The 13247-nt window shown below is 68.5% G+C and carries 12 protein-coding genes and 5 pseudogenes; 6 read left to right on the top strand and 11 right to left on the bottom strand.

Annotated elements, in window-relative coordinates:
• Positions 1 to 155 precede the first annotated feature (155 nt).
• From AB0N14_RS38750 to AB0N14_RS38740, 3 genes are all read right to left on the bottom strand, one after another.
• Entirely contained in the window at positions 156 to 683 is a 528-nt protein-coding gene (locus AB0N14_RS38750; protein ID WP_366030404.1) for a general stress protein, read from the bottom strand.
• A gap of 558 nt (positions 684 to 1241) precedes the next feature.
• Positions 1242 to 1808 carry a type 1 glutamine amidotransferase domain-containing protein gene (locus AB0N14_RS38745; protein WP_366030403.1) on the bottom strand — a complete coding sequence of 189 codons (567 nt, stop codon included), beginning with the start codon at positions 1806 to 1808 and terminating at the stop codon, positions 1242 to 1244.
• 367 nt (positions 1809 to 2175) lie between these two features.
• Positions 2176 to 2625 carry a DUF1931 family protein gene (locus tag AB0N14_RS38740; RefSeq protein ID WP_366030401.1) on the bottom strand — a complete coding sequence of 150 codons (450 nt, stop codon included), beginning with the start codon at positions 2623 to 2625 and terminating at the stop codon, positions 2176 to 2178.
• 748 nt (positions 2626 to 3373) lie between these two features.
• Between AB0N14_RS38740 and AB0N14_RS38735 the strand changes: the two genes are divergently transcribed.
• From AB0N14_RS38735 to AB0N14_RS38725, 3 genes and pseudogenes are all read left to right on the top strand, one after another.
• On the top strand, positions 3374 to 3751 hold the full coding sequence (locus AB0N14_RS38735) for a DUF2267 domain-containing protein (RefSeq protein ID WP_366030400.1): 378 nt from the start codon (positions 3374 to 3376) through the stop codon (positions 3749 to 3751).
• Between the two features lie 8 nt (positions 3752 to 3759).
• Positions 3760 to 4119, top strand: a complete 360-nt coding sequence (locus AB0N14_RS38730) for a glycogen debranching N-terminal domain-containing protein (protein WP_366030399.1) — start codon at positions 3760 to 3762, stop codon at positions 4117 to 4119.
• Positions 4061 to 4345 (top strand): annotated as a pseudogene (locus AB0N14_RS38725) (transposase); the annotation flags it as partial. The gene AB0N14_RS38730 and the pseudogene AB0N14_RS38725, both read left to right, overlap by 59 nt.
• Positions 4346 to 4366: 21 nt before the next feature.
• Here the strand turns inward: AB0N14_RS38725 and AB0N14_RS38720 are convergent.
• Positions 4367 to 5002 (bottom strand): annotated as a pseudogene (locus tag AB0N14_RS38720) (transposase); the annotation flags it as partial.
• Between AB0N14_RS38720 and AB0N14_RS38715 the strand changes: the two are divergent.
• Positions 4938 to 5264, top strand: a pseudogene (locus AB0N14_RS38715) (IS3 family transposase); the annotation flags it as partial. The pseudogenes AB0N14_RS38720 and AB0N14_RS38715 sit on opposite strands and share 65 nt — an antisense overlap.
• A gap of 13 nt (positions 5265 to 5277) precedes the next feature.
• Here AB0N14_RS38715 and AB0N14_RS38710 read toward each other — a convergent pair.
• Together AB0N14_RS38710 and AB0N14_RS38705 are read right to left on the bottom strand one after the other, a co-directional pair.
• Positions 5278 to 6360 (bottom strand): IS4 family transposase, encoded by a 1083-nt coding sequence (locus AB0N14_RS38710; protein WP_366030398.1) that lies wholly within the window; start codon positions 6358 to 6360, stop codon positions 5278 to 5280.
• Positions 6327 to 6731: a transposase domain-containing protein gene (locus AB0N14_RS38705; protein WP_366030397.1), complete on the bottom strand. Its 405-nt coding sequence runs from the start codon at positions 6729 to 6731 to the stop codon at positions 6327 to 6329. The genes AB0N14_RS38710 and AB0N14_RS38705 overlap by 34 nt, the downstream gene beginning before the upstream one ends.
• 343 nt (positions 6732 to 7074) lie before the next feature.
• On the opposite strand from AB0N14_RS38705, the gene AB0N14_RS38700 reads away from it, so the two are divergent.
• The gene (locus AB0N14_RS38700) at positions 7075 to 7368 is read left to right on the top strand and encodes an integrase core domain-containing protein (RefSeq protein WP_366030396.1); all 294 of its coding nucleotides are present in this window, start codon (positions 7075 to 7077) and stop codon (positions 7366 to 7368) included.
• A gap of 236 nt (positions 7369 to 7604) precedes the next feature.
• Here AB0N14_RS38700 and AB0N14_RS38695 read toward each other — a convergent pair.
• Positions 7605 to 7988 (bottom strand): annotated as a pseudogene (locus AB0N14_RS38695) (transposase); the annotation flags it as partial.
• Between the two features lie 669 nt (positions 7989 to 8657).
• On the opposite strand from AB0N14_RS38695, the gene AB0N14_RS38690 reads away from it, so the two are divergent.
• On the top strand, positions 8658 to 9902 hold the full coding sequence (locus tag AB0N14_RS38690) for a ricin-type beta-trefoil lectin domain protein (RefSeq protein ID WP_366030395.1): 1245 nt from the start codon (positions 8658 to 8660) through the stop codon (positions 9900 to 9902).
• Between the two features lie 199 nt (positions 9903 to 10101).
• Here AB0N14_RS38690 and AB0N14_RS38685 read toward each other — a convergent pair whose 3' ends face one another.
• The 4 genes and pseudogenes from AB0N14_RS38685 to AB0N14_RS38670 all read right to left on the bottom strand — a co-directional run bounded on the left by AB0N14_RS38685 (position 10102) and on the right by AB0N14_RS38670 (position 12822).
• Positions 10102 to 10296 carry a hypothetical protein gene (locus tag AB0N14_RS38685; protein ID WP_366030405.1) on the bottom strand — a complete coding sequence of 65 codons (195 nt, stop codon included), beginning with the start codon at positions 10294 to 10296 and terminating at the stop codon, positions 10102 to 10104.
• 58 nt (positions 10297 to 10354) lie between these two features.
• Positions 10355 to 10588 (bottom strand): annotated as a pseudogene (locus AB0N14_RS38680) (NAD(P)-dependent oxidoreductase); the annotation flags it as partial.
• Between the two features lie 300 nt (positions 10589 to 10888).
• On the bottom strand, positions 10889 to 12514 hold the full coding sequence (locus AB0N14_RS38675; RefSeq protein WP_366030394.1) for an amidase: 1626 nt from the start codon (positions 12512 to 12514) through the stop codon (positions 10889 to 10891).
• Positions 12511 to 12822 carry a hypothetical protein gene (locus tag AB0N14_RS38670; RefSeq protein ID WP_366030393.1) on the bottom strand — a complete coding sequence of 104 codons (312 nt, stop codon included), beginning with the start codon at positions 12820 to 12822 and terminating at the stop codon, positions 12511 to 12513. The genes AB0N14_RS38675 and AB0N14_RS38670 overlap by 4 nt, the downstream gene beginning before the upstream one ends.
• Between the last annotated feature and the right edge of the window lie 425 nt (positions 12823 to 13247).

Below are 13247 nucleotides of genomic sequence, written 5' to 3'. Positions count from 1 at the left end.
GACGCCTCACCGCCCTCCCACACGGCGATCACCGAGTTGGTCGTGCCCAGGTCGATGCCCACTGCCTTGGCCATGAGGAACTCCTCCCGGTGCGGTCGACGTCCGTCGGCGACCGTTCACCCTCCGGGCGCTGTCCGCCCGGCTTCGAAACTCGTTCAGCTGGGGGCGAGGTCGCTGCGCGGGCGGCCGTCCTTCGAGGAGGCGCTCTCCGTGTTCCCGCCGACCCTGCTGTCCAGCCCGGCGACCAGCCGGACGGCCTCATCGGCGACGTCCTCGTCCGCCACGACGTCGTACCGGCTGGGCTCCATCGAGCGGACCGAGGCGAAGTCCCGGCGGCCGCCCTGAGCCGCGTGCAGCAGCATGCCGAACAGCGCACCGACGACCGCTCCGAAGATCAGCCCGTACAGGGCGAGGAGCAGACCGGAGACGACCGGATTCAGCCAGTTCAGCAGCCCGAAGATCCAGCCGACGAGCGCCCCGGGCAGCGCTCCGGTGGCTGCGCCGTGGAGGGCGGCCTCGCCGTACCCCATTCGACCGATCACCTGTTCCACCAGGCGCACGTCCCGACCGATGATCGCCACCTTCTGAACGGGAAAGCCCTCGTCGACGAGGTGATCGACGGCACGTTCGGCTTCCTGGTACGTCGAGTACGAGGCAACGGTCCTGCGGGCCTGCTCGGTCATGGCCATTCCTCCCGCCGGCGGACCGCCGAGCGGTCCCTGCAGGTCCCAGAGTGGCTGTTCGCCCGGTCACCCCGCCTGCGCCCGGCGGGTCGAAAAGTGGCACCGGCGGTCGGTCTGCGAGGACAGGAGGCGGGACGGGCGATTCGGGTCGGCGGCTCGCGGCGGGGTACGGCGGCTCGCGGCGGGGTACGGCGGCTCGCGGCGGGGTACGGCGGCTCGCGGCGGGGTACTCAGGGTTCGGCCCGGGCATGAGGTGCGGGGCTCACGGATGTACTTCTTCGAAGCCCAGGGCTCGCCCGCTCCGTGGATGTTCTCCCGGGGCCCTGGTTCCGACCCGGGGCGCAGGACCGTTTCCTCCTCTCCACGCTGGCGCGGCGCACCGCGGCGGCCCCGTCCCTGGGCGTGGCGGCATTCGACGCGGCCGCGCGACGCTACGGACCGGCCGGCCGTACGGAGGCGACCGTCACGGCTGACCGGCCCGTGGGGTGGAGAGCGGGCCCGGCGGGCCCACCTCCACCGTGCACCGCCTGCTCCCTCCGCGGCGACCAGGCCTCCGGTTCAGCCGGGCATGGGGTGGTGCGCCCCGGCGAACTGCTCCACGATGGCGGCGCAGAAGGCGGGCAGGTCGGCCGGACCGCGGCTGGTGACCAGCTGCCCGTCGACGACCACCTCCTGGTCGGAGACGACCTCCGCGCCGGCGTTGCGCAGGTCGGTGCGGATGCTGGGCCACGACGTCAGGCGGCGGCCGCGCACGGCGTCGGCTTCCGCCAGGGTCCACGGGCCGTGGCAGATCGATGCGACCGGTTTCCCGCTGGCCATGAAGTCCTTGACGAACTGCACCGCGTCGCGGTCCATGCGCAGCTGGTCAGGGTTCATGGTGCCGCCGGGCAGGAGCAGGGCGTGGTAGTCGTCGACGGAGGCGTCGGCGACCAGGCGGTCCACGGGGAAGGTTCCTGCCGCATTGAGGTCGAACTGGCGGGCCTGGATCTCGCCGGGATGGAGCGAGACGATCTCGGTCTTCGCCCCTGCGCCCTGCAGCGCACCGCGCGGCTGGTCGAGTTCCACGCGCTCGACGCCGTCGGCGGCCAGAATCCCCACCCGCATCCCCCGGAGTTCCTGTGTCATGCTATGGCTCCCTTCACGAGTCGCTGGTTGTACGCTGCGCGCGGCAGGGGCACCCGGCAGCGCCCGCCGGATCCCTTTCCGGACCGGGAACGGCAAGGCCCGGCCGAGGGTGCCCCGAGCGCATATGTGCGCGCGGTCAGCCGGAGCTGCCGAACTGATCCCCGAAACGACATTCCGAGTCACACGCCGTTACGTGAAGGCAATCGGGTGTTTCTGACCCAGGAGACCAGCCGCGCTGAGACCTCGATCGCCAATCCCCGAGCGCCTGCGGCGCGACCCGGGCCTCGGTGAAGGCTCCCAGTCTCCACCTTCCGACCCCCGTCCGGCATGTCAGTTCAGACCGGCGACATGGACCGGGGCGCAACTGCTACAGCAGCCGGTCGAACACCGCGGTCACCCCCTCCCAGTGGCCGGTCTGCGGGTTCTTGACGTCCGCATACATGATCTTGAACGTCTCGGCGAGGGCGACGCTGAGACCGCCGATGATCTCGGGGTAGCGTTCTTCGGTCTCCTGGGTGGGCGTCCTGTCGAGGGGAGGGTGCGCGGCGAGCCGTTCCAGGATCGGCTTCAGCTCGACCTCCTCGTCGAGCCGCCGGAACCGGTGGATGCTCTCCTGGAGGCCCTTGGTGATCGGTAGGTCCCACGGTTCGACGGTGTCCCGGCCGTTGGCCTTGGCCGACGCCTGGCCGACGACCAGGAGGTCGTAGAGCTTCGCGTCGACGAAGTCGCTGTACCGCTTCAGGTCGTTCTTGTCCACGTCGAGGCCTGCGGCGGCGCGGAAGAACCTCTCGAACTTCGATACACCCATCACGGTCATGCCTCTCACCTCCTCACCGGGAACCGGACGGCGTCGCCCCACACGCGCCGACATCGGCTGTTACCCGGTCAGATTCGCAGAACCCCTGGGTGAGCGCCTGCGCATGCCAGGCCGAAAAAGGCCACTCCCTCTTCCCCTGGCAGAGCAGCATGAAGTGCGCAGGCATCTCCTCGGCCAGCCGTACGGCCGTCCGTCCGTCCGTCCGTCCGTCCGTCCGTCCGTCCGCAGGAGGCTGCACGGCGTTGCAGCGCCTGAAACGTTAGCTGCTGACCGGATCGCACGACCAGCTCGGGAAAGCGGGGCTATATCAGGGCGCCCCGGTCTCGGCGAAATGATCTACGCGAAGGTGGGTGAACCACCCCATGCATGAGTAGGTCGGACGAGCTGGGCCGACCGCGGACAGACGTAAAGCCCGGGGCGGTCGCCGGGGCACAGTCCGAGGTGGTGGAGCTGGGTGGTATGGCGCCGGCCTCGCACATCCAGCAGACCGGCGCCCCCTTGCCGTGACGGAGGCCTTGTGCTCGGAGGTCTATCGAGCTCACCGCTTTTCCTCCCGCCGGGAGCAGGCAGGGTGTGGCCCGCGTCCGGAGCATAGAAATGCCAGCAATAGCAGACATTATTCGCCCTCTGCTGAGGCGCGTGCACCATGACGCGCATCAGCCCGCCCCAGACGCACAACGCACCCTTCGGTGGTTGTCTCAAGTCCCCCGCCCGGGAACTGCACGGCTACAGAAAGAAAGGACGGCTCATGGACTTCAACACCTTTCTCGACACCATCACCCGGCGCGCCGCTGTCCCCCCGGAGAAGGCGGAGCCCCTCACCCGCGCCACCCTGGAAACCCTGACCGAGCGGCTCACCAGGGGTGAGGCGGAGGACCTCGCGTCCGAACTGCCCAAGCCGCTGAAGGAACCGCTGGTCTCTCCCACTCCGGAGGCCGAGTCCTTCGGACTCGACGAGTTCATCAATCGGGTGAGCAGGCGAGCAGGGGTGAGCCCGGACGAGGCCCGCGAGGGCGTACGGGCCGAGCTGAGCACCCTGAAGGACGCGGTCAGTGACGGAGAGTTCCGCCACGTAATGTCCCAGCTCCCCCGGGACTTCGAGGCTCTCGTCGGCGCCCCTGGCTAGGAGGGGCCATGGCCGATGAGGTCGGCACCATCATCGAGGAGACGGAACCGGCCGTACTCACGGCGGCCACCGTCACGCTGGTCGAGGGGCCGACGTTCTGCGTCTCGGGCACCTCGGGCGACATGGAGGCCGAGGTGCCGCAGGGGCTGTTCTTCCGCGACATGCGGGTCATCTCCGACTGGCAGGTCCGGGTGGACGGCCACCGGCCGCACCACCTCACCGTGCTTTCCCAGGACTCCTACAGCACCATATTCGTCTCCCGCGTCCCGCCACACGGCCTGAGCTGCACCCCGTTTCGTGGAGTCCCTGATGCCAGGGTTACGATCCTGGCGAAGGAGATCCACCAGCACCATGGCAGCACCCCGTAAATACCCCGACGAGCTCCGCGAGCGCGCAATCCGTGAGGTCCGGGCCACCGGTCGGCCCGTCGCGCATGTCGCGCGGGATCTCGGCATCCATCCCGAGGCTCTGCGCGGCTGGGTCCGCCAGGCCGAGGCCGATACTGGCGAGCGGGACGACCGGCTGACTACCGCTGAACGCGAGGAGCTGAAGCAACTCCGCAAAGAGAACGCGGAGTTGAAGCGGGCGAACGAGACATCCCATGCGCTGTCGGTGTCAAGCTGCCTGGCTGTCAGGGACGGTTGGCTGGATCGGGAAGGCTATTGCCTCGCTGTATAGCTGTCGGGTCGTCAGGCACTGGTGAAGGCATCCGATGAGCCGATTGAAGAGGTTCCGCTGGGCTGCGATGTGGCGGTCTCCGGTTTCGCGTCGCCGGTCGTAGTGGGCGCGGGCGCCCGGTGAGGCGGTCAGGGCGGAGAAGGCCCATGAGTAGCCGGCAGCCGCCAGGCGCTGGTTCTTGACGCGGCGGTGTATGACGAACGTGGACTTTCCGGAGGCTCGGGTGACCGGGGCACTTCCAGCGTATGCCTTGAGCGCACGGGCGTCGGCGAAGCGCGACCGGTCGTCGCCGATCTCTCCGAGTACGCGGGCTGCTGTCAGCTTCCCGAGACCGGGAAAGCTGGTGAGGATCTCGGCGTCGGGGTGCTGGTCGAGGCTGTCGACTGCTGCAGTTTCCAACTCGGCGCAGGAGGTGCAGGCGGCGTCGAGCTGGCGCAGCAGGGCGAGGGCCTGGCGGCCCATCGCATCCTCGACGAGTGGTGGCTGGTGCAGGTAGTCGGCCCGGAGGATGGCCTTGAGACGCTGGGCCTCGGTGTCGATGCCGCGGGTCCGCCCGGCCCGTTTGAGCAGGCTACCGTGGCACCGCCGTCACCACGCCGAGTCCGGGACCACGTATGGGGCCCGCCGGATTACCCGTGCTCTGCGGCGCAAGGGCATCGAGGTGGCCCGGTGCACGGTCGAGCGGCTGATGCGCGAGCTGGGCATCGAGGGCGTCATCCGCGGTCAGCGGCGCCGCACCACGGTGCCCGAGCCGTCGGCGCCCCGCCCGCCGGACCTGGTCGACCGCGACTTCACCGCCTCGCGGCCGGACCAGCTCTGGGTGGCGGACATGACGCAACGCCGGTAAGTTAGCCGCCTTTTGGCGCATGAGTAGTGATCTTGTATTCGACCCGGCTGGGCGGACGACTCGCGATCGCTTTGGCCAGGGCGACGGTCCCTTTGTGCTCTCTCGGCTTGGCACGGGGACGGCGTGTCAGGAACGGGTGAGCGTGGATCTCGCGCATTACGTCATGCAGAAGCCGTGTCGGCGGTGCTGTCTCGCCGATGGTGCGGATCAAGGCCCGCAGGGTGACGGTGAAGGATATGCGGTCGGGGTCGAGGGCCTCGGCGTGCGGGTATGTCTGCGCCGCCCTGACACGGGTGATCTGCACCAGCTGGTAGACGATGAGCAGCGCATACAGTTCCTGGGCCACCCCTTGAGGGTCCTTCGAGCGCAGTACCTTCTGGTGGCTGCGGAGATACGTTTTCAGGTCGGCGAAGGCAATCTCGGCCTCCCAGCGTTCCGCATAGAGCCGGACGATCTGCTCGGCGGGGGCCTGCCGGGGATCGAGCAAGGTGGTGATCAGCCGGTAGTGCTCGGTGCGGGGCTCGCCGTGTTCGGGAATGACGGTGACCTCGGCCTCGACGACGCGGATCCGGATGCCCTGGGCCTGCCGGGCCCGCAGCCCCAGACGGCGCCCGCGCTCGCGGGCACTGCGGCGCCAGTCGCCCTTGAGCGAGTAGACCGGGCCGGGCAGGACCGACAGGTAGGAGCCGTCGGGGAGTTCGGTGAACACCGGCAGTTTGCGCCGGGAGGGAGTGCGGAAGATCAGGTGGGCGCCGGTGCGAACGATCTGCGACACCTGGGGAAAGCCGGTGAAGTACCGGTCGGCCAGCACCAGCATGCCCCGGCGCACGGCTCCGGTCTGCATGAGCTTGTCCAGTAGCGGCAGTTCGCCGACCGACCACGGTCCCCATACCGCTTCGAGCACGGCCCGTGTCCCGCTGGCGATCAGCATGAGGACCCGGATCTGTGGATAGCGCCCGGAGCCGAAGCGGCCGCGCGGCGGGGCGCCGAACGCCTTGCGGTTGGCCGGGGTGTCCGCCACGTCCAGGCGGGTGCCGTCCACCGAGACCTTCAGCAGAGCCAGGTCGCATCCGAAGGCCGACATGCCCGGGCCCCGGGATCACTGTGAGGGCCGCGCAGATGCCGGAACAGGGCCCTGAGCGGGGCCGGGCCGAGTCTGCGGCGGGCCTGGACCACGGCAGCGGTGGAAGGGATGCGCAGCATCCCGGCCCGTAACTGCTCCTTGAGCTGCCGGAACAGCATCCGCTGCACCTCGGGGTAGCCGGCGGCCGGGCACAGCCACAGGGCGAGGACGAAATACAAGGTCACGCGGGCTGGCAGAGCACGCACCCGCTGTTCCCGGCGCCAGCAGTCGTCGATCACCTGATCCACGAGGGCGGGAGACAGCAACTGCGGCAGGGCTCCCAGACCGAGATCATCTAATGGATGCGGGGAGCCCGACGGTTTCAGCTTCACTCGGGCAGCGGGAACGGTGGCAGGATGAGCAGACACGGGAGCCTCGGCACGGACGCGGTCTTCTTGGTCGAAACCCAGTCCCGCCGGGGCTCTTTCGTGCCGTCAATCCCTCGAAAGGGCGGTTAACTTACCGGCGTTGGGACATGACGTATGTCCGCACCTGGTCGGGCTGGGTGTATGTGGCGTTCGTTCTGGACGTGTACTCGCGGATGATCGTCGGCTGGCAGGTGGCGACCATATGCGGACCGAACTCCCGCTGGATGCACTGGAGATGGCCTTGTGGAGACGGAGGATCAAGACGGACTCCGGTCTCATTCACCACAGCGACAGGGGTTCGCAGTATGTGTCGATTCGCTATACCGACCGGCTCGCCGACATCGGTGCCTCCGCGTCGGTCGGTTCCGTCGCCTACTCGTATGACAACGCGATGGCCGAGGCGTTGAACGGCACCTTCAAGGCCGAGCTGATCGCGATGCAGGGACCCTGGACCGGCTTCGACCAGGTCGAGCGGGCGATCTTCCAATGGGTCACCTGGTACAACGAAGAACGCCTGCACTCCGCCCTCGACTACGTACCGCCCGCCGAGTACGAACGCGACTTCTGGAGAAACCAGGAGCACACCCAACAGTCCGCCTGACACAACATCACCGGACTCTACGAAACTCGGTGCAGCTCAGGGCGATCTGGAGCGGAGAGTGGCCCGCTACTGGCTGCGCCACCAGACAGGTCAACTGCCACGTGACCCACCACAGACAGCGCGGTTTTTGATCGAGAGGGACAACAAGCCGCGCAGGGGATGGTTGGGCCGGGTCACCGGCCTGCTGCGACGCGACACTGCGGGGGCCGAACCAACACCTTCGCCTCGTGATGACTTCACCACGCGAGGCGACGGTGGCCGATGAAGGCTGCGGCTATGCCGACGAAGGCGAGGAAGTGCTCGGCCTTGCGCTCGTAGCGGCGGTGCAGGCGGTGGCATCCGGCGAGCCAGGAAACCGTCCTCTCCACGACCCAGCGGTGGCGGCCCAGCGGTGTGGAGGACTCGATGCCCTTGCGGGCGATGCGGTGGCGGATGCCTCTCTTGCGAAGCCAACGGCGCAGGTGGTCGTAGCCGCAACCTTTGTCGGCGTGGAGCTTGGCCGGGCGCCGGCGGCGCGGTCCGCGTCGGGAGCGGATGGGCGGGATGCCGCGTACGAGCGGTTTCAGGCCGAGGCTGACGTGCATGTTGGCGCCGGAGATGCCCAGTGACAGGGGCAGGCCGTTCCCCGCACGTGGGCTCCACTGCCGTCATCTCACCCGCCGCCCCCCGACCAGACCGACGGCCACAACCTCCGACCAGCGGTCACGATCCGGCTTCATTGCCGATGGACTGCCGTGGTCGAGCTCATGGTCGGGCCCGACCACGTGAGACCGGCCCCTCGCCATGAACGGTGCGCAGTCCCGTCTGCGCATGGGACGGGTCATGCGCAGACGGCTGCGCAACGTGCCCAGGGGGTCTGCGCAGTCGGCGTGTGCGAGCGACTGCGCAGAAGGAGGAGCGACGTCCGTCCAAGAGCCGCGCATTCAGGAACCGGTACGCAATCCGCTCCGTGACCGATTCCCGGCAGGCTGCGCATCACCCCTGCTGGGAGCTGCTGCCGCGTCGGTCATCACCGGGCGCGCCTTCGACGTCGACGATGTCATTCTCAACCCGTGACGCGCTGGTGGGTTATCTGCTGCTGGGACGACGGTTCGGCCGGGCGGTGCGGCCCACGCCGTCGTTTCCGCAACCGGCGCGACTCCCAGGAAGCCTGAGCCGAACCCAGAGCACTGGTCCGGACCAAGGTATTGACACCCCCTTACCTCACTCCTTAAATCAAGAGGCGATGCACGCACCCCCCACCTCAGTCGGCGCCTCCTTCTCGGGGGCACCGCACGGAAGGGAGAGTCTTGAACTCCCCACGTCTGCTTCGCAGATGCCTCTTGGCGGCGTTGTCCGCAGCGCTCGTCACCGCTGCCGCCGTCGTCCCCGCTCAGGCGGGTCCCCCCACGGCAGCCGCGGCCGTCACCACCTTCTCCGACACGTTCGACGGTCCCGCGGGCGCGGCCGTCGACAACTCGAAGTGGCAGATCGAGACCGGAGACAACGTCAACAACCACGAGCGGCAGTACTACACGTCCGGAAGTAACAACGCGAGGCTGGACGGCCAGGGCCACCTGGTGATCACCGCTCGCCGCGAGAATCCGGGAAACTACCAGTGTTGGTACGGGCGTTGTGAGTACACCTCGGCCCGGATGAACACCTCCGGGAAGTTCACCGGAACCTACGGCCATGTCGAGGCGCGGATGAAGATCCCGCGCGGGCAGGGCATGTGGCCCGCCTTCTGGATGCTCGGCAGCGACATCGGACAGGTCGGCTGGCCGAACTCGGGCGAGATCGACATCATGGAGAACGTCGGCTTCGAACCCTCGACCGTGCACGGCACCATCCACGGGCCCGGGTACTCGGGATCCGGCGGCATCGGCGCCGCCTACTCCCTGCCGGGCGGCCAGGCCTTCGCCGACGCCTTCCACACCTTCGCCGTCGACTGGGCCCCAGACTCGATCAGCTGGTCGGTGGACGGCACGGTCTACCAGCGGCGCACGCCCGCCGATCTGGGCGGCAAGACCTGGGTGTTCAACAAGCCGTTCTTCATGATCCTCAACCTCGCGGTCGGCGGCTACTGGCCGGGCGACCCAGACGGCTCCACCGTCTTCCCGCAGCAGTTGGTGGTGGACGAGGTGAAGGTGACGACGAGCGACGGTTCGGGGTCCACCGGCGGCCCGATCACCGGCCTCGCCGGCAAGTGCATGGACGTGGCCGGGGCGAACGCAGCCAACGGCACACCCGTACAGCTCTACGACTGCAACGGCACCACGGCACAGCAGTGGACTGTCTCCTCCGACGGCACCATCCGCGCGCTGGGCAAGTGCCTGGACGTCACCGGCAACGGCACGGCGGACGGCTCGACCGTACAGCTGTGGGACTGCACCGGCGGGCCCAACCAGAAGTGGGCCGTCAGCGCGGCCCACGACATCGTGAACCCGCAGGCCAACAAGTGTCTGGATGCGACGGGCAACAGCTCGGCCAACGGCACCCGGCTGCAGATCTGGTCGTGCTCGGGCGGCGCCAACCAGAAGTGGACCGTGAACTGAGATTCCGCCACGGGGGACCGGGGGTCCGGTGGGGTTCGCCCCGGCCGGACCCCCGTACGTGTCCCGCGTGCTCAGGCCCGGTGCGCACGCACCGCCGACTGTCCAGCCACGGCCTTCGAGGTCGGGGGTCGGATCCGTATCGGAAGCTCGCAGTGGTGATGGTCTACTGCCGCTGCACGCCTCCTGGTCCAGAGGCGGGTCAGTATCCAAGTGTCCACTGGACCGCCAGGGAAGGATGTATCGCGCGCCGCAGGTCGTCCCAGCACCTCATGAAGTCCTGGAGGACCTCCTCGTCGTACGTCATGCCTGCGGAGTGGCATGTGATCGTGATGCGCGGCAGACTCCAGCAAGCGGCGTCGGGCGCGGGAGCCTCCTCGGGCAGGACGTCGAGCACCGCCCCGCGTCCTGCCCGCCAGCGCCCGGCCCAGCGATTCCAAGTCCACCGTGGCGCCCCTGCCGACGTTGACGAAGGTTGCTTCGTTCAGCTGTCGGAACACGGTGTCGTCGAAGAGTCCCGCAGTGGCCGCTGTGAGCGGAAGGGCGCTGATCACCCAACGCGCCTCGGGCAAAACCTCCTTGGCCTGGCCTGGAACCAGCACATCGGCGAACCCGGAGGACCGACGCCCCGTCCGGGAAATCCCGACCACTCGAATACCGTTGCGTCGCAGCGCGCGCCCGATCTGCACACCGATGGCACCGGTTCCGTACACCACAGCCGGCTGGTCCCGGCGAGTTCAGAGAGCAGCCGCTGCCACCGCCGGTCGCTCCGCTGCGCAAGATGATCCGGCACCCTCTGACACTCGGACAGGATCCAGCCCACCACGAACTGAGCGATCCGCTCCCCCATCCTTCCCACGGATCCGCCCCAGCAGTTGTTGCGCGGACAGGTCGGCGGCCCTGGCGGCGCAGAACACCTCTCGTCCGGCCGGAGGAGCGCGGCGGCCGGCCGTGCCGGACACAGGCCGGGCCAACCGCCGCATGGCGCCTCAGGCGCTGGTGGCCGCCGCCCGTTCCGGGGAAAGCCGGTGGGACGTGGTGGTGGCCGTCCGCCCCCTCGCCGCCCTGTCGGCATCCGTGTGGAGGACCGGGTCGGCCGGACGCTCGGTGTGCCAGCTCGTCACGGCCTGGTACGCCGCCGCCACCTCCAGCAGCCGGTCTTCTTCATAAGGAGCGCCGCCCAGGATGGTGCCGACCGGAACCTTCGGGTTGGCGCCCGACGCGGTGAATCCGATGGGCAGCGCAAGTTCGGGCAGGCCGAGGATGTCGAAGGGGATGGGGCTGGTCTGCAACAGCACATCGCAGTCGACCATCACATGGTCCAGCACCTCGCGCAGCAGATGATTCTTCGCCCGTTGCCCCGTGATCCACTCATCGCCGGACAGGAACAGCCCCTGCAGCCAGCTCAGCAACGACACGCCGAACAGTTTGGGATCCTGCTTGAGGTACGGGATGAAGGCCTCGGTGCGTTCGCTGAGCCGGACGTTGTTGAACGTACCGGTCATCGTGTCCCAGTCGTCGGGGTACTTCACATCCACGAGCTTCACACCGGGAATCGTGCCGAGGGTGTCCAGGAACGCCTGGCGCAGCGCCACCCCGCCGCCCGAACCGGACAGGTAGTCCGGCGGCACGCCGATGGTGGTAGCACGGCGCATCACCACCTTGCCGGCAAGGCGTACCGGCAGCGCGGCCGTGACCAGGTCCGGCACCGGCGGCAGGCCGAGGGTACGTGGGTCGTTGGGGTCCGGACCGGCCATCACACTGACCAGGATGGCCGCATCGAGGGCGTCGCGTGCCAGCGGCCCGGAGTGGTCCCGTGTGTATGACAACGGGACCACTCCGTAGACGGAGGTGCGGCCCATGGTCGGCTTCAGGCCGGTGAGGTTTTGTTGATTGGACGGGAGCACGATGCTGCCGCCCGTCTGGGTTCCGATGGAGGAGCAGGCCATGCGTGCGGCCACCGAGCAAGCCGGACCGGTGGAGGAGCCGCCGGGGTCGACCGAGGGATCGCCCGGGGTCCAGGCGTTGACCGTCGTGATGGTGCCGTTCGGCGTGGTGGCCCGGGTGGTGGCCAGCGGACCCATCTGGCCCTTGCCCACCATGATTCCGCCTGCCGCCTTGAGACGGGCGTAGGAGGTGGCGTCGTAAGGCGGCACGAACTTGGCGAAGATGAAGGAGTTCGCCGTTGTGGCGACGCCGGCGGTGAAGTAGTTGTCCTTGATGGTGAGCGGTATCCCGCTCAGCACGCCTGTGCGCTCGCGGTCCGCCGCGACGGCCGCGGCGCGCGCTTCGTCGGCGGTGACGGCGTTGAACGCCTGGTACACGGAATCATACTTGGCGATGCGTTCCAGATGCGCTTCGACGAGGTTGACCGCGGTGAGCTCACCCCGGCGCAGCAGCGTGACGGCCTCGGCGACGGTCGGCTCGGTCGGGTCCTTGCGGGCCTCCGGCCGTACCGCGACATCGGGCACGACAACTCTTTTCTTGCCGTCCTGGAGCGAGCTGCCCGCCACGGCCACCGCGGACCGGCCCTGCACCGCGCTCACCGTGGCCGCCCCCGCGGCCACCGCCGCGGATCTGGCAAGGAAAACGCGGCGGTTGTACTGCCTGCTCATCGCTCTTCCCCCTGCCCGGTCCACGCCTCGATGATGGAGGGGTACTCCATCGGCGGCGACGCCTGCTGGGAGAGCGCGTCGGGTTCGGAGCCGGATTCGGCCGCCGGCGGTCGCCAGGAGTTGATGACCCCCGGAGTGCTTCGCACGAACGACCGCAAAGACGCAAGGGCCTGATCCCGCGTCGGTACACCGGTGGCCGGGTCCATCACGGTGGGCAGCATGTTCAGGTCGATACCGGACACCGTGAGCCGGGCGACGATGTACGTATCGAGTTGGTCGGCGGTCAAAGATGTGGCGTCCACAGCCATGTAATCCTCCGCGCGAACGACAGGCGACGATCGCACTGTCATGCGCCGAGAAGATCAAAACGGCCTGACGTTTCGATCACGAAACGTGCCGATGACATTCCCCGCTCCCCGCGGCGCGCTCCTTCTGCAAGCGGCTGCTGGAGAACCCAGAGGGCCCAAAACCTTGGGAGCGCGGACCGGGCCTCCGGCTCGAGGAGGTCGGCTACCAGTACCCCGGGGGTTGGTTGCAGCAAGAGGGTGCTGCAACGGCCATGCCGCTGAGCAGGATCGGACTCCAGGAATCTCGGGGCGATTCAGCCGCGCGCATGGTGGCACACCCGTTGCACGCCATCAGGCGGTGCTTTCGGCCAGGGTCTCCCGCACGACGATCGCCGCGCGTTCCGCATCCTCCCGCGAGACGTCGAGGTGGAACACGAACCGGAAGT

Origin of the sequence: Streptomyces sp. NPDC051104 (assembly GCF_040682835.1) — a bacterium.
Lineage (GTDB): Bacteria > Actinomycetota > Actinomycetes > Streptomycetales > Streptomycetaceae > Streptomyces > Streptomyces cynarae.
Note: the sequence above shows the minus strand (reverse complement) of the source record. Positions and strands in the feature narration are given on the sequence as shown.

Excerpts from the sequence above, each read along its gene's own strand:
- AB0N14_RS38730 (WP_366030399.1), top strand. The coding sequence starts at position 3,760 with ATGGCCGATGAGGTCGGCACCATCATCGAGGAGACGGAACCGGCCGTA.
- AB0N14_RS38675 (WP_366030394.1), bottom strand. The coding sequence starts at position 12,514 with ATGAGCAGGCAGTACAACCGCCGCGTTTTCCTTGCCAGATCCGCGGCG.
- AB0N14_RS38735 (WP_366030400.1), top strand. The coding sequence starts at position 3,374 with ATGGACTTCAACACCTTTCTCGACACCATCACCCGGCGCGCCGCTGTC.
- AB0N14_RS38710 (WP_366030398.1), bottom strand. The coding sequence starts at position 6,360 with ATGTCGGCCTTCGGATGCGACCTGGCTCTGCTGAAGGTCTCGGTGGAC.
- AB0N14_RS38740 (WP_366030401.1), bottom strand. The coding sequence starts at position 2,625 with ATGACCGTGATGGGTGTATCGAAGTTCGAGAGGTTCTTCCGCGCCGCC.
- AB0N14_RS38670 (WP_366030393.1), bottom strand. The coding sequence starts at position 12,822 with ATGGCTGTGGACGCCACATCTTTGACCGCCGACCAACTCGATACGTAC.
- AB0N14_RS38750 (WP_366030404.1), bottom strand. The coding sequence starts at position 683 with ATGACCGAGCAGGCCCGCAGGACCGTTGCCTCGTACTCGACGTACCAG.
- AB0N14_RS38745 (WP_366030403.1), bottom strand. The coding sequence starts at position 1,808 with ATGACACAGGAACTCCGGGGGATGCGGGTGGGGATTCTGGCCGCCGAC.